Below are 22,825 nucleotides of genomic sequence, written 5' to 3'. Positions count from 1 at the left end.
ATGACGACCACGCCCGCCTCCCCCGCCGAGGCCGAACGGCTGGGACCGGTCCTCGCCTCCGCATCGGTGACCGACACCGACGTCGTGGAGCCCGAGCTCCATCCCGCCGGCCGCAGACGCCGTCGCGAGCGTCCTCGCTGGTGGCTCTACATCGTGCTCACGCTGGGACTGATCGCGATGATCATGCCGTTCGTGTGGATGATCCTCGGCTCGTTCAAGTCGGATGCCGAGATCCGCCAGAACCCCACCGGCTTCCTGCCGCAGGATCCCACCGTGGAGAACTACGAGACGCTCTTCGGCCGCCTGGACTTCACGACGTTCTTCGTGAACAGCCTGGTGGTGGCCGTCTTCGTGACGCTCGGCAACATCGTGTTCTGCTCGATGATCGGCTACGCGCTGGCGAAGCTGCAGTTCCGCGGCAAGAAGCTGCTGTTCGGCCTCGTCCTGGGGACGCTCATGGTGCCCGGCGTCGTGACCTTCGTGCCGCTGTTCGTGCTGACGGCGAACCTCGGACTGGTCAACAGCTATCCGGGCCTCATCCTGCCGTTCCTGATCTCGCCGCTCGGCGTCTTCCTGATGCGGCAGTTCATGCTGAGCCTCCCCGACGAGCTCATCGAGGCGGCGCGCATCGACGGCGCGAGCGAGTGGCGCATCTTCCTGCGCGTGATCATGCCCATGTGCGGCCCCGCGGTGGCCACGCTGACGATCCTCACGTTCCTCGGCAGCTGGAACAACTTCCTGTGGCCGCTCGTCGTCGCGACGAAGGAGGACATGTACACGCTCCCGGTCGCGCTCGCCCTCTACTCGGTGAGCCAGAACGCGGCGAAGTACGGACTCATGATGGCCGGCGCGGTCGTCGTGGTGCTGCCGATCCTCCTCGTGTTCGTGTTCCTGCAGCGCTACTTCGTGCAGGGCATCGCGCTCACCGGCATCAAGTGATGCGGGCGGATGCTGCGACCCCGGGGTTGCGGCATCCGCCCGCTCGAACGAAAGGACCATCGAACCGATGGACTTCCCGAACGGCTTTCTGTGGGGTGCGTCGACGGCGGCGCATCAGATCGAGGGCGGCAACGTCCACTCCGACTGGTGGGAGCGCGAGTGGGGACGGGTCCCCGGCGCGGTCGTCGAGACGCCGTCCGGCGACGCGGCCGACAGCTACCACCGCTACGGCGAGGACATGGCGCTGCTGGCCGACGCCGGGCTCGACACCTACCGGTTCAGCATCGAGTGGGCCCGGATCGAGCCCGAGGACGGGTGGATCTCCCACGCCGCGATCGACCACTACCGCCGCATGGTCGACACGGCGATCGGTCTCGGCCTGCGTCCCATGATCACGCTCCATCACTTCACGAATCCGATCTGGTTCGCGCGGGAGGGCGGGTGGCATTCGGATGCCGCGGCCGACCGGTTCGCCCGGTACGTCGAAGCCGCCATGCCGGTGCTCGAAGCCGTCGATCTGGTCTGCACGATCAACGAGCCCAACATGGTGTCGGTGCTCGCCGATCCCGAGGTCGGATTCCCCTCCATCGGGCTTCCGCCCGGCGTCCCCGCGGTGACCGATCGCCTGATCGACGCGCACAAGCGCGCCGTCGACATCGTGCGAGGAGACGGATGCCTCGCCGGCTGGTCGGTGGCGACGCAGGCGTATCAGCCGATCGACGGTGCCGAGCAGGTCGCGGCCGCCTACGGCGCCTCGCGGGAGGACGTGTTCCTCGACGCGGCTCGCGGCGACGACTGGATCGGCGTGCAGGCCTACACGCGGACGAAGATCGGGCCGGAGGGGCCGCTGCCGATCCCGGACGATGCCGAGCGCACCCTCACGGGGTGGGAGTACTTCCCGCCGGCGGTGGGTGACGGCATCCGCAATGCGTGGTCCCGCGCGGGCGTCCCGGTGTACGTGACCGAGAACGGCATGGCCACCGCCGACGACGCCCGCCGCATCGACTACACGCGCGGCGCCCTCGAGGCGGTGCACGCGTGCATCGCCGACGGCGCCGACGTGCGGGGATACCTGCACTGGAGCCTGCTCGACAACTACGAGTGGGGCAGCTACCGGCCGACGTTCGGACTCATCGCCTGGGATCGCGACACGTTCGAGCGCAGCCCGAAGCCCAGCCTCGGCTGGCTCGGCGAGGTCGCTCGCGCCAACGCCCTGCGCTGAGCCCCCTCCCCCTGAGCCGCGCCGCGCCCTCGAACGCGCTGAGTCGCCAAAACACGCCGCCACGGGCCCGCTCCCTGCGGCGTGTGTTGGCGACTCGGGGTGGGGTGCGAACGGATGCCGCGCCACGAACGGATGCGGCGACGCGGCGGGTCGCGCGCGGATCAGCGCTCGGGCGGGAGCAGGTAGCCGCGCACGAACTCGGCGAAGAGCGCGTTCATGTCGACGCTGTCGTCGAGCAGCCACTGCAGCTGGATGCCGTCCATGACGGCGCTCACGAGACGTGCGGCGAGCGCGGGGTCGATGTCGTCGCGGATCTCACCGTCCGCCTGCGCCGCGCGCAGAATCGGCGTCGCGGCCTCGGCGCTCTGCCGGTATCGGCGCGAGAACTCCTCGTGCGCGGGGTGCTCGGAGTCGGTCGCCTCCACCGACACCGTCGCGTAGAGCGACGTGAGGCCGCGCGACTCCTGGTTGTAGGCGACGACTTTCGTGGCCTGCTGGATGAGGGTGTGCTCGGCGGGGTCGCCCGCCGCCGCCCGGATCTTCTCGTCGCGCTGGCGGAGGACCTCGGTGAAGAGCTCCTCCTTGTTGGCGAAGTGGTGCATGAGACCGGTCGGTGTCAGGCCGACGCGCTTGGCGATCTCGCGCAGCGAGCCGCTGTGGAACCCGCCCCGGGCGAAGACGACCAGCGCTTCGTCGACGATCTGCTGCCGGCGCGCCTGCCCCTTGGCGTAGCTGCCGCGGGGCGCGCGCGCGGCGCGGGCCGGGGCATCCGTTTCGGACGCCCCGGCCTCGCTGCCTGACGGCTCTCGGGTCACTTGCGCGCTTTCCACTGGGAGCTGAAGACCTGCGCGGCCATCGCCGGGCGCAGGCGCTTCTCCATCTCCTTGTCGACGAAATAACGCTTCAGCGTATCGCCGGTGAGCTCGTTGCCGATCGCCGCCATGATCATCGACTGGTCGAGCGACAGGTAGCGCTCCGCGACCGTGCCGCTGCCGACGGCGACGGCGTCGTAGAACCCGCCGGGTCCGTAGGCGCCGAGGTCGTCCTCGAGGTGGCGCAGATTCGCGAGCACGGCCTTGCGGTCGTAGGGCAGCGCGAGGAAGCTCGCGTGCGGCGTCACCACGCCGTCGCCGAACTCGGGGTCGGGGTTCGTGCCCGTCGTGCAGCCGGGGCGATCGATGTCGACATCGGTCTTCTCGGCATCGGACGTGTAGCCGTCCGACCGCATGCCTGCGAGGTCGACCCCGTATTCGGCGTAGCCGCCGAACGGGTTGCTCGCGGGCGAGAAGCCCCAGGCACCGTAGCCCGCCTCGTCGAGACCGTGGTGCTTCTGCACCGCGACGGTGACCGGGTGGTTGATCCGCCACGAGCGGGCACCCCAGGTCGTCTCGGGCACGAGCAGGTCGGGCATGAGCGCCTCGAACATGCTGCCGCCCCAGCTGGGGACGAACGACTTTCCGGCGTACGTGTAGACGCCCTCCCAGACCTTCACGCCCCGGTAGGTGCGGTAGGTGCCGGTGGGCAGCTGCTCCTGCCAGGCCCAGTCGCAGCCGGGAGGCATCGTGCGGTGGGTCCCGTAGAGCGCCGTCGCCGGGATCTCGCCGTTCGCGATGCCGAGGTAGGTCGCGATGCGACTCTCGCTCACGGTCGTGTCGTAGTGGTGGCACGTGTAGAACGCGGTCTCGCCGGAGCCGTTGTACATCGGCGCCTCGACGCTGCAGCCGGGAGGGGCGACCTCCCAGAATCCGCCGCGGTTCGTCCCGGCGGGGAGACCGGGGGCACCCTCGGGGTTGAAGTACGCCGCGAAGTCCATCGAGTCGTAGAGCGCGTCGGCCTGCGCGGCGAGCGCCCGGTCCGCTTCGCGGACGATGCGGAGGGATGCCGCCAGCCACCCGTTGTCGACCGTGCTCAGGAACGGGTCGACGGGATCGCCGGAGTCCGGCCAGGTGGTGAGCTTCGCGCCCGTCGCCGGGTCGTACCAGTTGTAGTACATGCCGCTGGCGTCGTTCCGCTCGAGACCCTCCAGGGTGTCGAGCGTCGTCGCCAGGCGCTCGTGAGCCTCGGCGGCGTCGATGATGCCCAGATCGCGCGCGGTGACGGTCGACCACAGGTAGCCGCCGATATTGGTCGGCGAGGTGTACGCCCCGACGGTCGCGAGGTCGCCGGTCACGTTGTCGGACGGCAGCCCGGTGGACTCGTCGGTCATCGCGTCGAGCGAGGCCCACGTGTCCTGCGCCCACCTCTTGAGGTCGTCGGCGCCGCCCTTGCCCCGCTCCCCCGCGACAGCCGCCGGAGCGGCCATCCCGAGTCCGGCGGCGACGATTCCCGCCGCCGTGATCGTGCTCAGCCATCGCTTCATCGCGCTCTCCTCATCGAAAGCGGCTCCGTCGGGCGGAACCGTCGGTTCAGAAAACCTAACACCTGTAAGGTTTTAGCAGAACCCCGGCATCCGATCTCTCACGGGTCTCTCACGCGCCCACTCCTCCCGAGGGGCACGCGATCAGCGCGGCGCGTGCGCCTCGAGGAACTCGTACACGTCGGTCGAGTCGACCCCGGGGAACGCCCCGGTCGGCAGCGTGGCGAGCAGGGTGCGCGGCGTGCGCACGTTCGGCCACGCATTCTCGCGCCAGGATGCCTCCAGCTCGGCCGGAGCGCGACGGCAGCACGCCTCGACCGAATGCTTCGAGACCCCTCGGTTCGGGGTGTCGCGACCGAGGAACCACTTCGTGTCGTCGAAACGGACGCCGACGCTCACCGAATGCGCGCCCTCGCTGGACTGCTCCACGCGCGCCGTGCACCAGTAGGTGCCGTTGCCGGTGTCGGTGTACTGGTAGTACGGATTGAAGTGGTCGTCGACGTCGAAGACGACGCGCGAGGTCCACTTGCGGCAGCACATCTGGCCCTCGATCGACCCCAGGCGGTCGGTCGGGAAGTTCACGTCGTCGTTCTCGTACGCCTTCGTGATCGTTCCTGATTCGTGCACCTTCAGAAAGTGCACCGGGATGCCGAGATGCACGGTCGCGAGATTGGTGAAGCGGTGCGCCGCGGTCTCGTACGACACCGAATAGGCGTCGCGCAGATCCTCGATCGAGATGGCCCGATCCTTCTTGGCCTCCTGCAGGAACGGCACGACGTGCGCCTCGGGGATCAGCAGGGCGCCGGTGAGGTAGTTCGTCTCGACGCGCTGGCGAAGGAACTCCGCGTACGACGTCGGCTCGCGATGGCCGAGGATGCGGCTCGACAGGGCTTGGAGCACCGCGGTCCGCGGGTCGCCCTTGACCGTCAGCCGACTCGACAGGTACAGCCGCCCGTTCTTGATGTCGGCGACGCTGCGGGTCGTGTTCGGAAGGTCGGGCACGTAGTGCAGCGTGAACCCGAGATGCGCCGCGATGTCGGATGCCGTGCGCTGCGTGAGCGGGCCGCCCGGGTGATCGACGGCCTCGAGGATCGCGTGGGCGTGCCCCTCCAGCTCCGCGAAGTAGTTGTTCTGCGTGCGCATGAGCCGCCGCAGCGCGACGTTCGCCCGGCGCGCCTCCTCGGGCGTCGCCGCGCGCTCGTCGCGGAGCCGTTCGATCTCGGCCTGCAGCGACAGCATCGCCGTGAGCGCCTCGTTCGGGACGTTCTTGCCGATGCGGAACGGCGGGATCCCGAGGGCCTGGAACGTCTGCCCCCGCATCGCCCGCTCGAGCGCGATCTCGAGAGTCGCCCGCTCGTCGAGCGGCTCGGACTCGAGGATCGCGTCGAGCGAGGAGCCGAGCGCGCGTGCGATCGCCTGCAGCAGGGTGAGCTTCGGCTCACGCCGGCCGTTCTCGATCATCGAGAGCTGGCTCGGCGCACGGTCGACGGCGGCCGCGAGCTCTTCGAGCGTCATGCCGCGTTCGGTGCGCAGCTGCCGGATGCGGCGGCCGATGGTGAGGGAATCCACATCCTCATCGTCGGCGACTTCTGCGTGCGATTCGCGGGTGAACGACGTCGTCATGACCCGATTCTCTCACGAAAGCAGAAATATCCCGAAAGTTCACACCCGGATCTGTCGGAGACACCACCGAAGTTCACCCCACAGTGGACACACGACCACCGCCGATCGGACCGAGAACGCGGATCACGGGATCGCTCGACATCGGCACACACGCCGGGCCACGGCATCCCTCCTCACATCGCACTCCACCAGGAAGGCAGGAACATGACACCTGCGACCGCCACCCCGATGCGCACGCGCACCGGCGCCATCCCGACCCAGACCCACGAGCCCGCGATCGAGGTCGCGGGCCGCCTCGGCCCCCGCTACGACGAGATCCTCACCCCCGAGGCGATCGCATTCCTCGCCGAGCTGCACCAGCGCTTCTCCGCACGACGCCACGACCGACTCGCCGACCGCCTGCGCCGCCGCTTCGAGATCGGCAACGGTCACGATCCGCAGTTCCGTGACGACACCCGGCACATCCGCGAGGACGCCGAGTGGCAGGTCGCCGGCGCCGGTCCCGGCCTCGAGGACCGCCGCGTCGAGATCACGGGTCCGACCGACCCGAAGATGACGATCAACGCCCTCAACTCCGGCGCCCGCGTGTGGCTCGCCGATCAGGAGGACGCCACCAGCCCCACCTGGAAGAACGTCGTCGAGGGTCAGCTGTCGCTGCGCGACGCGATCCGCGGGCAGCTGTCGTTCACGAGCCCCGAAGGCAAGGAGTACCGGGTCACCGCCGAGCGCACGCCGACGATCGTGATGCGCCCGCGCGGCTGGCACCTCGTCGAGGAGCACATCCGCTTCACCGACCGCACCGGCCGCACGATGGCAGCATCCGGCTCTCTGGTGGACTTCGGCCTCTACTTCTTCCACAACGCGCAGCAGCTGATCGCGAACGGACGAGGGCCGTACTTCTACATCGCCAAGCTCGAGTCGAGCGAGGAGGCGAAGCTGTGGGACGACGTCTTCACCTTCAGCGAGCAGCGACTCGGCATCCCGCACGGCACGATCCGCGCGACGGTGCTCATCGAGACGCTGCCGGCGGCCTTCGAGATGGAGGAGATCCTCTTCGAGCTGCGCGACCACTGCGCGGGCCTCAACGCCGGCCGCTGGGACTACATCTTCTCGATCATCAAGAACTACCGCGGTCGCGGCGCGCGCTTCGTGCTGCCCGACCGCAGCGAGGTGACGATGACGGTCCCGTTCATGCGGGCCTACACCGACCTGCTCGTGAAGACGTGCCACAAGCGCGGCGCCTTCGCGATCGGCGGCATGAGCGCCTTCATCCCGAACCGGCGCGACCGTGAGGTGACCCGGCTGGCGTTCGAGAAGGTCGCCGCCGACAAGAACCGCGAGGCCGGCGACGGCTTCGACGGCACGTGGGTGGCCCACCCCGACCTCATCCCGGTGGCGATGGCCGAGTTCGACGCGGTGCTGGGCGACCGGCCGAACCAGCTCGGCCGCCAGCGTCCCGAGGTCGAGGTGCAGGCGTCGCAGCTGATCGACGTGCACATCGGGCGACCGATCACCGCGGCGGGCGTCCACGCCAACGTGTCCGTGGCGATCCGGTACCTCGAGGCCTGGCTGCGCGGGCTCGGCGCCGTGGCGATCGACAACCTGATGGAGGATGCCGCGACCGCCGAGATCAGCCGGAGCCAGGTGTGGCAGTGGATCCACCAGGACCGCGCCACCGAGGACGGCACACCGATCACGCGCGAGTACGTCGAGGAGCTGATCGCGCAGGTGCTCGGCGAGGTCGACCGCCGCGAGGGCGACCGCTACGACGACGCCGCCGAGATCTTCCGCGAGGTCGCACTGGGCCAGGAGTTCCCTGCCTTCCTCACCCTGCCCGCCTACTCCCGCTACCTCATCGAAACCCGCTGAAGGAGACCACCATGACCGCCTACCAGGACGACATCGACGCCATCCGCGGCCTCAAAGAGCGGATCGGCTCCACGTGGGACGCCATCGACCCCGAGTCGGTCGCTCGCATGCGGGCGCAGAACCGGTTCCGCACGGGCCTCCAGATCGCCCAGTACACGGCCGACATCATGCGCCGAGACATGGAGGAGTACGACACCGACTCGTCGGTCTACACGCAGTCCCTCGGCGTGTGGCACGGCTTCATCGGGCAGCAGAAGCTGATCTCGATCAAGAAGCACCTCAAGAGCACCGACAAGCGCTACCTCTACCTCTCGGGGTGGATGGTCGCCGCGCTGCGCTCGGAGTTCGGGCCTCTCCCCGACCAGTCGATGCACGAGAAGACGGCGGTGCCCGCGCTGATCGAGGAGCTGTACACCTTCCTGCGACAGGCCGACGCCCGCGAGCTGGACCTGCTCTTCACGCAGCTCGACCAGGCGCGCGCCGCCGGCGACGAGACCGCGGTCGAGTTCGTCCAGGCGCAGATCGACACCTACGAGACCCACGTGGTGCCGATCATCGCCGACATCGACGCCGGCTTCGGCAACCCCGAGGCGACGTATCTCCTGGCGAAGAAGATGATCGAGGCGGGCGCGTGCGCCATCCAGATCGAGAACCAGGTCTCCGACGAGAAGCAGTGCGGCCACCAGGACGGCAAGGTCACCGTTCCGCACGAGGACTTCCTCGCGAAGATCAACGCGGTGCGGTACGCGTTCCTGGAGCTCGGCATCGAGAACGGCATCATCGTCGCCCGCACGGACTCGCTGGGCGCCGGCCTCACGCAGAAGCTCGCCGTCACCCACGAGCCGGGCGACCTCGGCGACCAGTACAACGCGTTCCTCGACGTCGAGGAGATCTCGGGTTCCGACCTGGGCAACGGGGATGTCGTCATCACGCGCGACGGCAAGCTCCTGCGTCCGCGCCGACTGCCGAGCAACCTGTACCAGTTCCGTCCGGGCACCGGGGAGGAGCGGGTGGTGCTCGACTGCATCACGTCGCTGCGCAACGGCGCCGACCTGCTGTGGATCGAGACCGAGAAGCCCCACATCGAGCAGATCGCCGGCATGGTCGACGCGATCCGTGCGGAGGTCCCGAACGCGAAGCTCGTCTACAACAACAGCCCGTCGTTCAACTGGACGCTCAACTTCCGCCAGCAGGCGTACGACCTGCTCGCCGAGCAGGGCGAGGACGTCTCCGGATACGACCGGGGCGACCTCATGAACGTCGAGTACGACGGGTCCCCGCTGGCGCAGCTGGCCGACGAGAAGATCCGCACGTTCCAGCGTGACGGCTCCGCACGCGCGGGGATCTTCCACCACCTCATCACGCTGCCGACCTACCACACGGCCGCACTGTCGACCGATGACCTCGCGAAGGGATACTTCGGCGACGAAGGCATGCTCGCCTACGTGAGGGGCGTCCAGCGGCGCGAGATCCGTGAGGGCATCGCCACGGTCAAGCACCAGAACATGGCGGGCAGCGACCTGGGCGACAACCACAAGGAGTACTTCGCCGGCGACGCCGCCCTCAAGGCGGGCGGCCACCACAACACGATGAACCAGTTCAGCTGAGCTGAGGATGCCTCGGCACTGCCCTGTGCGCGGTGCCGAGGCATCCGCTGTTCCCGGTTCCGAACCACTCAGTCGCCAAGACACGCCGACGCGGCGACCCCGCGGGCGGCGTGTCTTGGCAACTCGTTCGATCGTTTTGTCGATCGCCTGCCCGCTCGTTCGACGTCCTGGACGTAACGTCGCTCGAAGAGAAAGGACAAGCGATGCGATTTCTGATGCTGGTGGTGGCCGACCCCGAGGTGGGTACGACCGAAGAACCCGTCCTGACGATCGAGGAGTGGTCGAAGGAGACATCCGAGAGCGGGGTCAACCTCGACGGCGACCGGCTGCAGCCGCCGCAGCGCGCCAAGACCGTTCGCCGCCGCGGCGGCAAGGTCTTCGTCACGGACGGCCCGTTCGCCGAGACCCGCGAGGTCATCGCGGGATTCGACATCCTCGAGTGCCGCGACATGGATCACGCGGTCGAGGTCGCGACGCGGCATCCGATGGCCACGCACGGCGTGCTGGAACTGCGGGAGCTCTGGCCTCTCGACCTGTGACGCACGAGGGCGCGGGTCCGCGAGGGCCCGCGCCCTCTGTCACCGGGGCAGGAGGCCCCGCTCCATCGCGAGCGTGACCGCGCGTGTGCGGTCGGCGACGCCGAGCTTCTCGAAGACCTTGAGCAGGTGCGTCTTGACGGTCGACTCGCCGATGCCGAGCGCGGCGGCGATCTGCTTGTTGCTGTGGCCGGCGGCGACGAGTCGCAGCACCTCGGTCTCGCGCGCGGTGAGCACCGTCTCGACCGCGGGTGCGCGCATCCGCTCGACCAGCCGCACCGCCACCTGCGGCGAGAGCGCGGTCTGCCCGGCGGCGACAGAGCGGATGCCCGCGACGATCTCGGCCCGGGGTGCGGCCTTCAGCAGATACCCCGATGCCCCGGCCTCGATCGCCGCGAGGATCTGATCATCGGACTCGTAGGTGGTCAGGATGAGGACCTTGGCGTCGCCCTGGGCCGTGATGCGGGCGGTCGCCGCGACGCCGTCCACACCGGGCATGCGCAGGTCCATCAGCACGACGTCGGGTGACGTCGCGGCCGTGATGCGCGCGGCCTGGTCGCCGTCGGATGCCTCGCCCACGACCTCGAAGCCGGGTTCGTCCGACAGCATGCCGACCAGGCCCGCCCGCACGACGGGGTGGTCGTCGGCGATCACGAGGCGGATCATCCGGTCACCTCGCTGGTCGACGTCGTGCCGGGCAGCCGGACGACGAGCGTGGTTCCGACTCCGGGCCTCGACGAGATCTCGAACTCCCCGCCGGCGAGCGCCACACGCTCCGCCATCCCCTCCAGGCCGAAACCGTCGCGTCGCGCGGCCGGATCGAAGCCGCCGCCGTCGTCGACCACCTCCAGGACCGCTCCCCCCGAGGGGCCGGCTGAGACCAGCACCCGCACGCGGGTGGCCGCGGCGTGCTTGCGCACGTTGGCGAGCGACTCCTGCAGGCATCGCAGCATCACGAGCTGCGACTCTCTCCCGAGCACACCGTCCGAGTCGAGGCGCAGTTCGAGGTCGATCGTGAGTCCGGTCTCGGCCCGGAAGCGGCTCAGCAGTCGGTCCACGGCATCGCCGAGCGCGGCATCCGACGGCACGGCGGCGGTTCGCGAGACGATCGCCCGCGCCTCCTCGAGGGCGTCGCGCGAGAGGCGCTCGACCGTGGCGATCGTGTCGGCTGCGGCGTCCGTCCGCTCGTCGGCCAGCTGCCGGCCGGCGCGCTCTGCGAGGATCGCGAGGCCCGCGAGCGTCTGCGCGAGCGTGTCGTGCACGTCGCGCGAGAGCCGCTCACGTTCGGCCGCGGCGCCCCGATCCCGGCTGAGCGACTCGACCTCGCCCTGCGCGGTCGTGAGCTCGGCGACCAGCCGCGCACGCTCCTCGCCGTATTCCACGATGCTCGATATCCACAGTCCGAACGCGACCGCGAACGCGAATCCGAAAGCCGCTGATGCGACGGCCGCGCCGACGGCGCCCAGGACTCCGTCACCACCGGCGAGGATGCCGGCGAAGAGCGACACGCCCACGAAGACACCGAGCGCGACCACGGCCGATCCGATGATCGCGGGACGCCGTCGCGCCGCGAGCACCCACACCAGGGGGTAGGCGATCGCCTGGAAGATCGCGAAGAAGGGCTGGACGGAGCATCCCGTCGCCAGCGCCACGGCGGCGAGGCCCGCGAAGACCGGAAGCCGCCACGGGCGCCGATCGGCCAGCCCGGGGCGCGCGACGAACGCATACGCGACGGCGAAGAGCAGGATCGCCCCGATGGCCACCGCGATCTCCCTGGCCGCAGCGTCGGTGAGACCGACGGACATCGCGAGCGCCGTCACGAGGGACGCGGCGATCACCGCCGCGTCCCACCACCGCCTGTTCAGCATCTCGCCACCGGCCTCAGGCTACGCGTCGCGCCGGATCCACCGGAAGGTGACGCGCGCCAGGACCAGTCCGACCACGAGCCAGATGGCGAGCGCGATCGCGACGCCGGCGAGGTTCCACTCGCCGTTCATCTCCAGCGCCGCGTAGTCGTCGGGCAGGAAGACGTAGCGCATGCCCTGCGCCATCCACTTCACGGGCAAGAAGCTCGCCGCGGTCTGGAGCCACTCCGGCAGCATGTAGAAGAAGAGGTACACCCCCGACACGAACTGCACGACGAGCACGATCGGGATGACCACCGCCGTCGCGCTGCGCGCCGTCCGCGGAACCGACGAGATCGCCACGCCCAGCAGGGCCGACGACACGATGCCGAGCACGAACACCCACGCGAAGGTCGCCCACTTCTCGGGCTCGGTCGGCAGCGGCACGCGCAGCACGACCGCCGCGAAGGTCAGGATCAGCGCCGCCTGCGCCACGCCGGTGACGGCGACCTGGCCGATCTTGCCGAAGAAGTAGCTCACCGGCGAGAGCGGAGTCGATCCGAGCCTCTTGAGCACCCCCTCGGAGCGCTCGATCGCGATGTCGATCGCGAGGTTCTGGAACCCGGAGAGCAGCAGCCCCGCGGCGAGCATCGCGGGCAGGTACGCCTGAGCGACCGGGATCGGGGGCAGCCCGGGGGCGGGCTGCATGTCACCGTTCCCGCCGAAGGCCACGCTGAACAGGCCCAGCATGACCAGCGGGAAGAGGAAGGTGAACACCAGCGTGTCGAACGAGCGGAAGTACTGCATCAGCTCGAAGCGGGTTCGCCACGCCCCCAGGGTGACCAGACCGGGGGATCGGATGCCGCGGGCTTCGGTCGTGCGGGTGAGAGTGCTCATCGCGCCGTCTCCTTCTGAATCGCCGGCTCGATGACGCCGGTCTCCTGCTGCGTGTCCTCGGCGACGAGGCCGAGGTAGACGTCCTCGAGCGAGGGACGCACGATCTGCACGTCCGCGGGCTCGTCGTCCAGGTACTCCACAAGGCCGGCGACGAACCGTCCGGGTTCGGCGGTGCGGTGCTCGTGCATGCCGCCGACGTCGCGCCAGCGCACCAGGGGGGTGCGAGCATCCGTCCCCCCGATCGACGCGACCGGCCCGATCGCCTTCAGCGTGCCGCCCACCAGGATGCCGACGCGGTCGGCGAGGTGCTCGGCCTCCTCGAGGTAGTGCGTCGTCAGCAGGATCGTCGTCCCCTGGGCCGACAGCCCGCGGATCATGGCCCAGAAGTCGCGCCGCGCCTGCGGGTCGAAGCCGGTGGTCGGCTCGTCGAGGAAGAGCAGCTCGGGATCTCCGACGATCCCCAGTGCCACATCGACGCGCCGCTGCTGCCCGCCCGAGAGCTTCGCCACGCGCATGCCCGCCTGAGAGGTGAGGCCGACCGCTTCGATCACCTCGTCGGTGTCGCGCGGCGCCGGGAAGAACCGTGCGAACTGCTGCACATACTCCCGCACGGTGAGGGCGCCGAGGCTGCCGGCCGTCTGCAGCACGACTCCGATGCGGGCTTTCCAGGCGAGGCCCGCGCGACCTGGGTCTTGGCCCAGCACCGCGACGTCGCCGGACGTTCGCCGACGGAAGCCCTCGAGCACCTCGACGGTCGTCGATTTGCCCGCCCCGTTGGGCCCGAGGAGCGCGAAGGTCTCCCCTCGGGCGATGTCGAACGACACGTCGCTGACGACCGCCCGACCCGAATACTCCTTGCGCAGGTTCCGCACCCGCACCACGTTCTCGTCCATGACTCCACCGTCCCTCGGCGGCGAGCGCGGGAGCAGCCTCCAGTCGTCGGGCAGGCATCCTCCATTCGGTGGATGCCTCGGCTCCGCCGTCCGGCGCCGATCGGTATTCCGGACACTCCCCCGGGCACTCGCGGACTACGCTCGAAGTCGTGACAGAACGCGCCCCGCTCTCCCGCAAGCTCTCCGCCATCGCCGAGTCCGCGACGCTCAAGGTCGACGCCAAGGCGAAGGCCCTTCAGGCCGATGGTCGCCCGGTGATCTCCTACGCCGCCGGCGAGCCCGACTTCCCGACGCCGCAGTTCATCGTCGACGCGGCGGCGGCGGCGCTCACCGACCCGTCGAACTTCCGCTACACCCCCGCGGTCGGCCTGCCCGTGCTGCGCGAGGCGATCGCGGCCAAGACACTGCGCGACTCCGGGCTCGAGGTCGACCCGTCGCAGGTCATCGTGACCAACGGCGGCAAGCAGTCGGTGTACCAGGCGTTCCAGGCGGTCGTGAACCCCGGCGACGAGGTGCTCCTTCCCGCCCCGTACTGGACGACCTACCCCGAGGCGATCGCGCTCGCCGACGGCGTGCCGGTCGAGGTGTTCGCCGGTGCCGACCAGGACTACAAGGTCACCGTCGAGCAGCTCGAGGCCGCGCGCACCGACCGCACCACGGCGCTCGTCTTCGTGTCGCCCTCCAACCCGACCGGCGCTGTCTACACGCCCGAAGAGACACGGGCGATCGGCGAGTGGGCCGTCGAGCACGGCATCTGGATCATCTCGGACGAGATCTACCAGAACCTCGTCTACGAGGGCGTGCGCGCCGTCTCGATCGTCGAGGCTGTACCGGATGCCGCCGGGCAGACGATCCTCGTCAACGGCGTCGCGAAGACCTACGCCATGACGGGATGGCGCGTGGGCTGGATGGTCGGGCCCAAGGACGCCATCAAGGTCGCCGCCAACCTGCAATCGCACCTGTGCTCGAACGTGAACAACGTCGCCCAGCGCGCCGCCCTCGCGGCGCTGTCGGGCCCGCAGGACGAGGCGGAGCAGATGCGCCTGGCCTTCGACCGCCGTCGTCGCCTGATCGTGTCGGAGCTGTCGAAGATCGACGGCGTCGCGGTGCCGAACCCGCTCGGCGCGTTCTACGCCTACCCCGACGTCCGCGGCCTGCTGGGTCGCGAGTGGCGCGGCAAGACGCCGACCACGACGCTCGAGCTGGCCGACCTCATCCTGGAGGAGGCCGAGGTGGCCGTCGTTCCCGGCGAGGCGTTCGGCCCTTCCGGATACCTTCGCCTCTCGTACGCGCTCGGCGACGACGCGCTTCTCGAGGGAGTGCAGCGCCTCCAGCAGCTCTTCGCGTCCTAGCCCGCCCGGAACGACACCGCCCGCCGACGTCGAGGTCATCGAGTCGCGCGTTCACGCGCGTTCACTCGCCAAAACACGCCGCTCCTCATGCGGCCGCAGCGGCGTGTCTTGGCGACTCGATCGCAACGACGCACAGGGCACCGCGTTTCGTCGACATCGTCGCCTCCCGTTCGACGTCCTTCACAAGACGAGACGGAAGGGGATCTCATGGGACCCATCACGCTGGCAGAGGTGGTCGCCGCACTGGCGAACCTCGCTCCGACGCACCGCCAGGGCCTGGTCGACGCGATCGACGACGAGTCGTGCGAGAAGATCGACACGGACTAGAGCTCGACGTTGACCAGAACGGGCTCGGGCTGAAGCACGAGGCCGAATTCCGCCTGCACCCGGCCCTGGATGTAGCGGGCGAGCTGGGCGAGCTCGGCGGCGGTCGCCTCGCCGCGATTGGTGAGCGCCAGCGCGTGCTTCGACGAGAGTGCCGCGCGGGAGCGCGGGAGCTTGAACCCCTTGCTCACCCCGGCGTGCTCGATGAGCCAGGCGGCGCTCACCTTCACATCGGACTCGACGGCGGCGGGCGGCGGCACGTAGCCGTCGAACGCCGAGAGCGGGATCACGAGGATCGGGTCGAGGTCCGGCGCCACCGGCCACCGCGGGCAGGCCGCGGGGAGCGTCCGTGCGAAGGATGCCGACACCACGGCATTCTGGAAGAACGACCCCGCGCTGTAGGTGTCGGGATCGTCGGCGTCGAGCACCATGCCCTTGCGCGCGCGGGTGGCGAGCACGTGCTCGCGCACCCAGGCGACCGAGACCGTGTCGTCGACGCCGAGACCGAGCGCGGAGCGCAGCTGGTCTCCGGCGATGGTGCGCTGCTCGTGCCCGACTTCGGCCAGCTCGAGGGTGACCGACAGGATCACCGCGCGGCGCGCCGGCACCGAGCCGTAGTGGTGCTTCAGCGCAGAGGTGCGGAATCCGAGCCCGAGTTCGGCGGCGGGGACCGTCGACACCTCACCCGTCGCTTCGTCGATGAGGTCGACCTCGACGAGGGTCTGCACGATCTCCTGACCGTACGCGCCGACGTTCTGCACCGGTGCCGCGCCGACCGTCCCGGGGATGCCCGACATGGCCTCGATGCCGGCCAGCCCCTCTGCGACCGAGTAGGCGACGAGGGCGTCCCAGTCGTGGCCGGCCTCGACTTTGAGCCGCGCGAACCCGGGCCGGGGCGACGGCATCCGCTCGATCCCCTCGGTGAGGATGCGGACCACCGTGCCGTCGAACGGCTCGTCGCCGACGAAGAGGTTCGACCCGCCACCGAGGACGAACCAGGGGTCACCGCTCGACCACACGTCGCGGAGCGTGGCGATGAGTTCCGCGGTCGTCGTCGCCTCGAACAGGCGCTCCGGGGCGCCGCCGGTGCGGAGGGTCGTCAGGCGCGAGAGCGCGACCGGTGCGACCTCGGTCATGCGGTCCGGACGCGCACCTGCGCCTTGCCGAGCACCGTGGTCTCGGCACTGGAGACGGTCAGATCGATGCGAGCCGCGCCATCTTCGACGACTCCGACCTTCGCGACGATCGAGACCTCGGCGCCCGAGGCGGGATCGACGACGACGGGACGGGTGAACCGGACGCCGTACTCGAGGATGCGACCGGAATCGCCGAGCCACGACACGATCGTCTCGACGGCCAGGCCCATCGTGAGCATGCCGTGTGCGAGCACGCCGGGCAGGCCGACCTCGGCGGCGACGTCGTCACGGTAGTGGATGGGATTGAAGTCGCCCGAGGCCCCGGCGTACCGCACGAGAGACTCACGGGTGAGGTGCACGGTGCGCTCGGCGACGACGTCGCCCACGGCGAGGTTCTCGAGGGCGCTCACTTCTCGCCCTCCCCGACGAGCAGGACGGATGTCGCCGTCACGACGTGGTCTCCTGCGGCATCCGTGATCTCGGCGTCGCTCGTGACCATCGCATTGCCGCCGAGCGTGCGGATGCCGGTCACGGTCAGCCGTGCGCTCAGCTCGTCGCCGGCGACGATCGGCCGCGTGTAGCGGAACCTCTGCTCGGCGTGGAGCACGTTCTGCAGCACGATGCCCGAATCCGGCTCGCCCAGCAGCTGCTGGAGGGTGAGGTCCTGCACGACCATCGCGAAGGTGGGTGGCGCGACGACGTCGGCGTAGCCGAGAGCCTGCGCGGCGGCCGGGTCGGTGTGCTGGGCGTCGGTCGCGAACACGGCGCGCGAGAACTCGCGCACCTTCTCGCGGCCCACGAGGTAGGGGGGCGTCGGGGGGAATTCCCGGCCGACGAGCTCGGGGTTCACTGGCACCGTGCCATCCTACCGACGGGGCGACCCGCACTCCCGGTCGGCACCTTCTAGCGCGCGCGACCGCGGATCGCCTTGATCGCCATCTGCGTCGCGATGAAGACCAGGAACACCGCGAAGAGCATGTTGCCCAGGAACGGATCGACGAGCGTCGCGATCCACGCCCCGAGTGCCGTCGTCGTGCATGCCGCGATGCCCACTGCCGCCGCCGAGACCAGATCGACGTTGCCGCGGCGCAGATTCCCGATCGTGCCCGAGATCGCGGTGGGGATCATCATGAGCAGCGACGTGCCCTTCGCCACCAGGTCACTCGTGCCGAAGAGCACAACCAGGGCCGGGACCACGATGATGCCGCCGCCGACGCCGATGAGCCCGGCGACGGTTCCGGTGATGACACCCAGCACGACCAGACCGAGGCCGCTGAGCAGCGTGAGCTCGAGCATGGCGTCGCGCGACGGGATCACGAGGAAGAGGCTGACGATCACGAGGACGAGGAATCCGACGAACGCCCATCGCAGGAACGTGATCGACAGGCGCGGCAGCAGCCAGGTTCCGAACTGCGCTCCCGCCACGGCACCCGCTGCGAGCAGCAGCGCCGGGATCCACGCCACCGCGTCGTGGAGCGCGTACGACACCACGCCGACGGTCGCGGTCGGCACGATCGCGGCGAGCGAGGTGCCGGCGGCGAGGCGCTGATCGAACGCCAGGGCGAGCACGAGGAGCGGCACGATGACCGTTCCGCCGCCGACGCCGAACAGGCCCGACAGCAGGCCCGCGAGCAGGCCGATCCCTACGCAGGCGAGGAAGAAGCGCGCGTCTCGCTCGCGCGGCACCGACTCCGGCACGGCCTCAGTCGTTGAGGTCGTCGAGTTCGTCGATGACCCACTCGCCGCCGACGTCGACCACGGTGTACTCGTACTCCCACTCCTGCGGCTCGGGCTGCTCGAGCTCGCCCTCCTCGCCGAACAGGGCGTTGCCGGTCTCGGTCGTCGTGACGACGATCTCGCCCTCCCCGGCTTCGATGGCCGTCACCGTGACGACGTAGTCCTGCACGCCGGCCGCGAAGTCCGAGGCGTCGCTCTCGAATGACTCGCAGTCCGCGTACCCGAAGTCGGTGCGGAAGCTCTCCGACGTCGAGGCCATGTACGCCTCGCAGTCGACGTTCTGCCACGCGTCGTCGTACAGCTCGACGGCGGCCACGGCGGCCTCCTCGTCAGGTCCGGACGGCGAGGCCTCGGAGGATCCGCCGCCGGCCGCGAGGTTGAGGAAGAGCAGCGGGATGATGATCGCCGCCGCGATGACGATGCCGAGCAGGAACACACCGAGCACGACCCACAGGATCCACAGCTTGGACTTGCGCGGCTCGGTCGCCGCGACGAAGGCGCCGGCCGAGGCATCCGCTCCGGGGTAGCCCCCGGGGTAGGCGCCCTGCGGGTGATCCGTCACGGCGGGCGGGTACACGGGCGTGCCCGCAGCAGGGGGGACTCCGAAGCCGAGCGCCGTCGCCGCATCGACCTCGGCGGCCTCCTGCGCCGCTGCGGCCTCCTGCGCGCTGGTCGCCTCGTCGGGCGCGGAAGCGGAGCCGGAGTCTGCGGCAGCTTCGTTCGCGGCGACGATGTCGGCCTCGGTCGGAGCCGTCTCGCCCTCGGTCTCGGGGTCGGGCGTGGCGACGTGCTCGGTCCATTGCGCGCCGTCCCACCAGCGCAGAGCACCGTGTCCGTCGTCGTACCAGCCGGGAGGTGTCGTCGCCATGCTCAAACCTTAGCCCCGCCCCGCGGAACGGAGTTCACAGGAAAGAGCCGGATGCCTCGGCCGAGGCATCCGGCTCTGTCCACGTTCAGCGCGTCGAGAAGGCGGCGTCGAAGGCGGCGCCGGGTGGGGTGATGGCGTTGAGCTTTCGCACGAACGCGAGGGCTTCGGGGGCGCCGGCGAGGCGGTCCATGCCGGCGTCCTCCCACTCGACCGAGGTGGGTCCGGTGTAGCCGATCGCGTTGAGCGCGCGGAACAGCGGCTCCCACGGCACGGCGCCGTGCCCGGTGGACACGAACGTCCAGCCGCGGCGCGGGTTCGCCCACGGCAAGTGCGAGCCGAGCACCCCGTTGCGGCCGTCGAGGTTCGTGATCGACTCCTTCACATGCACGTGGAGGATGTGGTCGGCGAAGTCCAGCACGAACGCGACCGGATCCAGCTGCTGCCACATGAAATGCGACGGGTCGAAGTTCAACCCGAACGACTCCCGATGCCCGATCGCCTCCAGCGTGCGCTTCGCGGTCCAGTAGTCGTACGCGATCTCGGACGGGTGCACCTCCAGCCCGAACCGGACCCCGACCTCCTCGAACACGTCGAGGATCGGATGCCACCGGTCGGCGAAGTCCTGATACCCGGCATCGATCCACTCATCCGACGCCGGCGGGAACATCGCCACCGCCTTCCAGATCGACGACCCGGTGAACCCGTTCACCTGCGTCACCCCGAGCTTCGCCGCGAACCGGGCGGTGTCCTTCATGTCCTGCGCGGCGCGCTGCCGCACCCCCTCCGGATCACCGTCGCCCCACACCCGATCCGAGAGGATGTCCCGGTGACGCGCATCGATCGGGTCATCGCACACCGCCTGCCCGGTCAGATGATTCGAGATCGCCCACACCTTGAGGCCGTTGCGCTCCAGAATGTCCCGCCGCGACTGCACATACTCGGCGTCGTCCCACCGCGAGACATCCAGATGATCGCCCCAGCAGGCGATCTCCAAACCGTCATACCCCCACTCACCCGCCAGCCGCGCCACCTCCTCGAACGGCAGATCAGCCCACTGGCCGGTGAACAAAGTGATCGGGCGCGTCATCGCGTCATCCTTCCGTGAGGGTGGTGTCAGTCGACAGTCGGAATCCAGGCGCTGCCGCTGCCGGAGCTGCGCTCGACCGCTTCGAGAACGCGCTGCACATGCAGTCCGTCCTCGAACGAGGGCCGTGGCTGCTCGCCCGCGTCGATCGCCGTGACGAAGTCGAGAACCTGGTGGCTGAAGCCGTGCTCGTAGCCGAGCATATGACCGGTGGGCCACCAAGAGCCGACGTAGGGGTGGTCGCTCTCGGTGACCAGGATGCGCTGGAACCCCTGCCCCGTGGCGGGCAGTGTCGCGTCGTAGAACTCGAGCTCGTTGAGTCGTTCGAGGTCGAACGCCAGGGCGCCCTTCGACCCTGAGATCTCGATGCGCAGCGCGTTCTTGCGGCCGGTCCGGAACCGCGTGGCCTCGAACGAGGCGAGGGCGCCGGACTCCAGACGGCCGGTGAACAAGGCGATGTCGTCGACCGTGACCGCGCCGCGCTCGTTCGTCGCGGTGCCCGACAGGCCGGACCCCTCGCCGAGCAGGGGGCGCTCGCCCACGATCGTCTCGATGATCCCCGAGACGGTCGTGACGCGCTGTCCGGTGATGTACTCGGTCAGGTCGACCGCGTGGGCGCCGATGTCGCCGAGCGCACCCGAACCGGCGCGCTCCTTCTGCATGCGCCACGTGAGCGGCGCCTCGGCGTCCATCAGCCAGTCCTGCAGGTACTCGGCGCGCACCTGACGGATGTCACCGATGCGGCCCGCGGCGACGAGGTCGCGGGCGAAGGTCGTGGCCGGCACGCGCCGGTAGGTGAAGCCGACCATCGAGCGGATGCCGCGCCCGGCCGCCCGCTCGGCGGCGGCGGACATGAGCTCGGCCTCGGCGACGGTGTTCGCGAGCGGCTTCTCGCACAGCACGTGCTTGCCGGCCTCGAGCGCGGCGATCGCGATCTCGGCGTGGGTGTCGCCCGGGGTGACGATGTCGACGACGTCGATGTCATCGCGCGCGATGACATCGTGCCAGTCGGTAGAGGTCTCGTGCCAGCCCCATTTGCGGGCGGCCGCCTCGGTCGCGTCGCGGTTGCGGCCCACGAGCACGGTCATCTCGGGCTCGAGTGGAAGGTCGAAGAACCGGGGCGCGACGCGCCAGCCCTGCGAGTGTGCGGCGCCCATGAAGCCGTGGCCGATCATGGCGATGCGGAGCGTCTCGGTCAACGCGATCTCCCCTCTCTCGGGAGGTTGGCGCGGGGCGCCCGCCGTCAGACGGGCGCCCCGCGAGTGTCGTCTGGCTTACTCGAAGGAGAGGTCGATGTACTGGTCGACGTTGTCCTTCGTGACGACGGGAGCGTCGAGCACGATGCGGTTCGGGACCGACGGGGTGATCAGGTCGCCCATCGTCTTCTGCTGCGCGATCAGACGAGCCAGCGCGACGCCGTCGGCAGCCTGCGTCGACGGGTAGATGACCGTCGCCTTGAGCACCGTGTCGTCGGCCTTGATGGCCTCCATGGCGGACTTGCTTCCGGCGCCGCCCATCATGAAGAACTCGTCGCGGCCCGCGGCGTCGATCGCCGCGAGGACGCCGATGCCCTGGTCGTCGTCGTGGTTCCAGATCGCGTCGATCTGCGGGTTCGCTGCGAGCAGCTGCGAGGCGGCTGCCTCACCGCCCGCGACCGTGAAGTCGGCGGCCACGCGGGCGTCGACCTGCAGGCCGCAGTCCTCGAGCGCGTCGGCGAAGCCCTGCGAGCGGTCCTGCGTCAGCGGCAGCGAATCGATGCCGGCGATCTCGGCGACGAAGCCTTCGCCATCGAGCTGCTCGCAGATGTAGGTGCCGGCGCTGACGCCCATGCCGTAGTTGTCGCCGAGGATCGTGGCGCGCGCGGCGAAGGGGCTCGAGAACTCGCGGTCGACGTTGATGACGGGGATGCCCGCCTCCATCGCGGCCATCGCGGCTTCGGTGAGAGCTGCGCCATCGGTCGGCAGCAGCACGATCGCGTCGACGCCGTCGTTCACGAACGTCTCGACCGCGGCGATCTGGGCGATCGGGTCGTTGGTGCCTTCTGCCACGCGCAGCTCGACGTCGTCGAAGCTGTCGGCGGCCGCCTGGGCGCCTGAGTTGATCGCACCGAGCCAGCCGTGGTCGGCAGCGGGGCCTGAGAAGCCGATGACGACCGTGTCGCCCGACTCCGCGTTCTCCTCCGTCGTGGTGCCCTGGTCGACGACGGTTCCCTCGTCCGCACCGCCGCCGGTGCAGCCGGCGAGAAGTCCGATGGCCGCCACGACCGCTGTTCCCGTGAGAACCAGTCGGGTGCGCGCCTTCAGGTGTGAGCGCATTGTTTCCTCCTTGAATGTGATGCAGCTTCACAGCGTGGCGACGAGGGGGAAGCTGCCCGCACTCGGGGAATCCACGCTGACGAGGATCACCGTAGCAGAAGTGTGCGCGCAATCGACATCTTTTGTTTTCCATTCGTCAGAAGTAACGATTCGGCCACGGACCTCGGAGATTCCGGGGCTTTCCGGCCCTACTGGCATCGATAGCGCGAGCGCACGTCGCAGG

The 22,825-nt window shown here is 69.6% G+C and carries 21 protein-coding genes; 6 read left to right on the top strand and 15 right to left on the bottom strand.

What is annotated here, in order from left to right; all coding sequences use genetic code 11:
* Positions 1-939, top strand: coding sequence for a carbohydrate ABC transporter permease (locus OL358_RS09755; protein WP_264709778.1), 939 nt, complete (start codon positions 1-3; stop codon positions 937-939).
* Positions 940-1,006: 67 nt separating this feature from the next.
* The gene (locus OL358_RS09750; protein ID WP_264709777.1) at positions 1,007-2,161 is read left to right on the top strand and encodes a glycoside hydrolase family 1 protein; all 1,155 of its coding nucleotides are present in this window, start codon (positions 1,007-1,009) and stop codon (positions 2,159-2,161) included.
* A 161-nt stretch (positions 2,162-2,322) separates the two neighbouring features.
* Here OL358_RS09750 and OL358_RS09745 read toward each other — a convergent pair whose 3' ends face one another.
* From OL358_RS09745 to OL358_RS09735, 3 genes are all read right to left on the bottom strand, one after another.
* Positions 2,323-2,976 (bottom strand): TetR/AcrR family transcriptional regulator, encoded by a 654-nt coding sequence (locus OL358_RS09745; RefSeq protein WP_264709776.1) that lies wholly within the window; start codon positions 2,974-2,976, stop codon positions 2,323-2,325.
* Complete coding sequence (locus OL358_RS09740; RefSeq protein ID WP_264709775.1) at positions 2,973-4,520, bottom strand: glucoamylase family protein; 1,548 nt, start codon at positions 4,518-4,520, stop codon at positions 2,973-2,975. Before OL358_RS09740 ends, OL358_RS09745 begins: the two co-directional genes overlap by 4 nt.
* A gap of 141 nt (positions 4,521-4,661) precedes the next feature.
* Entirely contained in the window at positions 4,662-6,140 is a 1,479-nt protein-coding gene (locus tag OL358_RS09735) for an XRE family transcriptional regulator (RefSeq protein WP_264709774.1), read from the bottom strand.
* Between the two features lie 228 nt (positions 6,141-6,368).
* Here OL358_RS09735 and aceB point away from each other — a divergent pair, with 228 nt between their 5' ends.
* The 3 genes from aceB to OL358_RS09720 all read left to right on the top strand — a co-directional run bounded on the left by aceB (position 6,369) and on the right by OL358_RS09720 (position 10,155).
* Positions 6,369-8,009: a malate synthase A gene (gene aceB, locus OL358_RS09730; RefSeq protein ID WP_264710272.1), complete on the top strand. Its 1,641-nt coding sequence runs from the start codon at positions 6,369-6,371 to the stop codon at positions 8,007-8,009.
* Between the two features lie 11 nt (positions 8,010-8,020).
* On the top strand, positions 8,021-9,616 hold the full coding sequence (locus OL358_RS09725) for an isocitrate lyase (RefSeq protein WP_264709773.1): 1,596 nt from the start codon (positions 8,021-8,023) through the stop codon (positions 9,614-9,616).
* Positions 9,617-9,819: 203 nt separating this feature from the next.
* Positions 9,820-10,155, top strand: a complete 336-nt coding sequence (locus OL358_RS09720) for a YciI family protein (RefSeq protein WP_264709772.1) — start codon at positions 9,820-9,822, stop codon at positions 10,153-10,155.
* Between the two features lie 39 nt (positions 10,156-10,194).
* Here the strand turns inward: OL358_RS09720 and OL358_RS09715 are convergent, their stop codons facing one another.
* Genes OL358_RS09715 through OL358_RS09700 form a run of 4 tightly spaced genes read right to left on the bottom strand, consistent with a single transcriptional unit; the run spans position 10,195 to position 13,786 of the window.
* Positions 10,195-10,818 carry a response regulator gene (locus tag OL358_RS09715; RefSeq protein ID WP_264709771.1) on the bottom strand — a complete coding sequence of 208 codons (624 nt, stop codon included), beginning with the start codon at positions 10,816-10,818 and terminating at the stop codon, positions 10,195-10,197.
* Positions 10,815-12,020, bottom strand: a complete 1,206-nt coding sequence (locus OL358_RS09710; RefSeq protein WP_264709770.1) for a sensor histidine kinase — start codon at positions 12,018-12,020, stop codon at positions 10,815-10,817. The genes OL358_RS09715 and OL358_RS09710 overlap by 4 nt, the downstream gene beginning before the upstream one ends.
* Before the next feature lie 18 nt (positions 12,021-12,038).
* Entirely contained in the window at positions 12,039-12,893 is an 855-nt protein-coding gene (locus OL358_RS09705; RefSeq protein WP_264709769.1) for an ABC transporter permease, read from the bottom strand.
* Positions 12,890-13,786 carry an ABC transporter ATP-binding protein gene (locus OL358_RS09700; protein WP_264709768.1) on the bottom strand — a complete coding sequence of 299 codons (897 nt, stop codon included), beginning with the start codon at positions 13,784-13,786 and terminating at the stop codon, positions 12,890-12,892. Before OL358_RS09700 ends, OL358_RS09705 begins: the two co-directional genes overlap by 4 nt.
* A 149-nt stretch (positions 13,787-13,935) precedes the next feature.
* Between OL358_RS09700 and OL358_RS09695 the strand changes: the two genes are divergently transcribed.
* The gene (locus OL358_RS09695; RefSeq protein ID WP_264709767.1) at positions 13,936-15,138 is read left to right on the top strand and encodes a pyridoxal phosphate-dependent aminotransferase; all 1,203 of its coding nucleotides are present in this window, start codon (positions 13,936-13,938) and stop codon (positions 15,136-15,138) included.
* A gap of 323 nt (positions 15,139-15,461) precedes the next feature.
* On the opposite strand, the gene OL358_RS09690 is transcribed toward OL358_RS09695, so the two are convergent.
* The 8 genes from OL358_RS09690 to OL358_RS09655 all read right to left on the bottom strand — a co-directional run bounded on the left by OL358_RS09690 (position 15,462) and on the right by OL358_RS09655 (position 22,602).
* Positions 15,462-16,598: a UDP-N-acetylmuramate dehydrogenase gene (locus OL358_RS09690; RefSeq protein WP_264709766.1), complete on the bottom strand. Its 1,137-nt coding sequence runs from the start codon at positions 16,596-16,598 to the stop codon at positions 15,462-15,464.
* Positions 16,595-17,008, bottom strand: coding sequence for a MaoC/PaaZ C-terminal domain-containing protein (locus OL358_RS09685; RefSeq protein ID WP_264709765.1), 414 nt, complete (start codon positions 17,006-17,008; stop codon positions 16,595-16,597). The genes OL358_RS09690 and OL358_RS09685 overlap by 4 nt, the downstream gene beginning before the upstream one ends.
* The gene (locus tag OL358_RS09680; protein ID WP_264709764.1) at positions 17,005-17,454 is read right to left on the bottom strand and encodes a MaoC family dehydratase N-terminal domain-containing protein; all 450 of its coding nucleotides are present in this window, start codon (positions 17,452-17,454) and stop codon (positions 17,005-17,007) included. Before OL358_RS09680 ends, OL358_RS09685 begins: the two co-directional genes overlap by 4 nt.
* A gap of 47 nt (positions 17,455-17,501) precedes the next feature.
* Entirely contained in the window at positions 17,502-18,296 is a 795-nt protein-coding gene (locus OL358_RS09675; RefSeq protein WP_264709763.1) for a sulfite exporter TauE/SafE family protein, read from the bottom strand.
* Between the two features lie 4 nt (positions 18,297-18,300).
* A complete protein-coding gene (locus OL358_RS09670; protein WP_264709762.1) occupies positions 18,301-19,203 on the bottom strand; it encodes a DUF2510 domain-containing protein in 903 nt (300 codons plus the stop codon).
* A gap of 85 nt (positions 19,204-19,288) precedes the next feature.
* Positions 19,289-20,290 carry a sugar phosphate isomerase/epimerase family protein gene (locus tag OL358_RS09665; protein ID WP_264709761.1) on the bottom strand — a complete coding sequence of 334 codons (1,002 nt, stop codon included), beginning with the start codon at positions 20,288-20,290 and terminating at the stop codon, positions 19,289-19,291.
* A gap of 26 nt (positions 20,291-20,316) precedes the next feature.
* A complete protein-coding gene (locus OL358_RS09660; protein ID WP_264710271.1) occupies positions 20,317-21,462 on the bottom strand; it encodes a Gfo/Idh/MocA family protein in 1,146 nt (381 codons plus the stop codon).
* Positions 21,463-21,561: 99 nt separating this feature from the next.
* Positions 21,562-22,602, bottom strand: a complete 1,041-nt coding sequence (locus OL358_RS09655) for a substrate-binding domain-containing protein (RefSeq protein WP_264709760.1) — start codon at positions 22,600-22,602, stop codon at positions 21,562-21,564.
* Positions 22,603-22,825: the final 223 nt, after the last annotated feature.

The sequence above is a fragment of the Microbacterium sp. SSM24 genome, assembly GCF_025989145.1.
Classification (GTDB): Bacteria; Actinomycetota; Actinomycetes; order Actinomycetales; family Microbacteriaceae; genus Microbacterium.
This window is presented reverse-complemented; position numbering and strand designations above follow the sequence as displayed.

Bases quoted from the DNA above. Each gene is read 5' to 3' on its own strand.
- OL358_RS09755 (WP_264709778.1), top strand. From the start codon at position 1: ATGACGACCACGCCCGCCTCCCCCGCCGAGGCCGAACGGCTGGGACCG.
- OL358_RS09750 (WP_264709777.1), top strand. From the start codon at position 1,007: ATGGACTTCCCGAACGGCTTTCTGTGGGGTGCGTCGACGGCGGCGCAT.
- OL358_RS09740 (WP_264709775.1), bottom strand. From the start codon at position 4,520: ATGAAGCGATGGCTGAGCACGATCACGGCGGCGGGAATCGTCGCCGCC.
- OL358_RS09735 (WP_264709774.1), bottom strand. From the start codon at position 6,140: ATGACGACGTCGTTCACCCGCGAATCGCACGCAGAAGTCGCCGACGAT.
- aceB (WP_264710272.1), top strand. From the start codon at position 6,369: ATGCGCACGCGCACCGGCGCCATCCCGACCCAGACCCACGAGCCCGCG.
- OL358_RS09725 (WP_264709773.1), top strand. From the start codon at position 8,021: ATGACCGCCTACCAGGACGACATCGACGCCATCCGCGGCCTCAAAGAG.
- OL358_RS09720 (WP_264709772.1), top strand. From the start codon at position 9,820: ATGCGATTTCTGATGCTGGTGGTGGCCGACCCCGAGGTGGGTACGACC.
- OL358_RS09715 (WP_264709771.1), bottom strand. From the start codon at position 10,818: ATGATCCGCCTCGTGATCGCCGACGACCACCCCGTCGTGCGGGCGGGC.
- OL358_RS09710 (WP_264709770.1), bottom strand. From the start codon at position 12,020: ATGCTGAACAGGCGGTGGTGGGACGCGGCGGTGATCGCCGCGTCCCTC.
- OL358_RS09705 (WP_264709769.1), bottom strand. From the start codon at position 12,893: ATGAGCACTCTCACCCGCACGACCGAAGCCCGCGGCATCCGATCCCCC.
- OL358_RS09700 (WP_264709768.1), bottom strand. From the start codon at position 13,786: ATGGACGAGAACGTGGTGCGGGTGCGGAACCTGCGCAAGGAGTATTCG.
- OL358_RS09690 (WP_264709766.1), bottom strand. From the start codon at position 16,598: ATGACCGAGGTCGCACCGGTCGCGCTCTCGCGCCTGACGACCCTCCGC.
- OL358_RS09670 (WP_264709762.1), bottom strand. From the start codon at position 19,203: ATGGCGACGACACCTCCCGGCTGGTACGACGACGGACACGGTGCTCTG.
- OL358_RS09665 (WP_264709761.1), bottom strand. From the start codon at position 20,290: ATGACGCGCCCGATCACTTTGTTCACCGGCCAGTGGGCTGATCTGCCG.
- OL358_RS09660 (WP_264710271.1), bottom strand. From the start codon at position 21,462: ATGATCGGCCACGGCTTCATGGGCGCCGCACACTCGCAGGGCTGGCGC.
- OL358_RS09655 (WP_264709760.1), bottom strand. From the start codon at position 22,602: ATGCGCTCACACCTGAAGGCGCGCACCCGACTGGTTCTCACGGGAACA.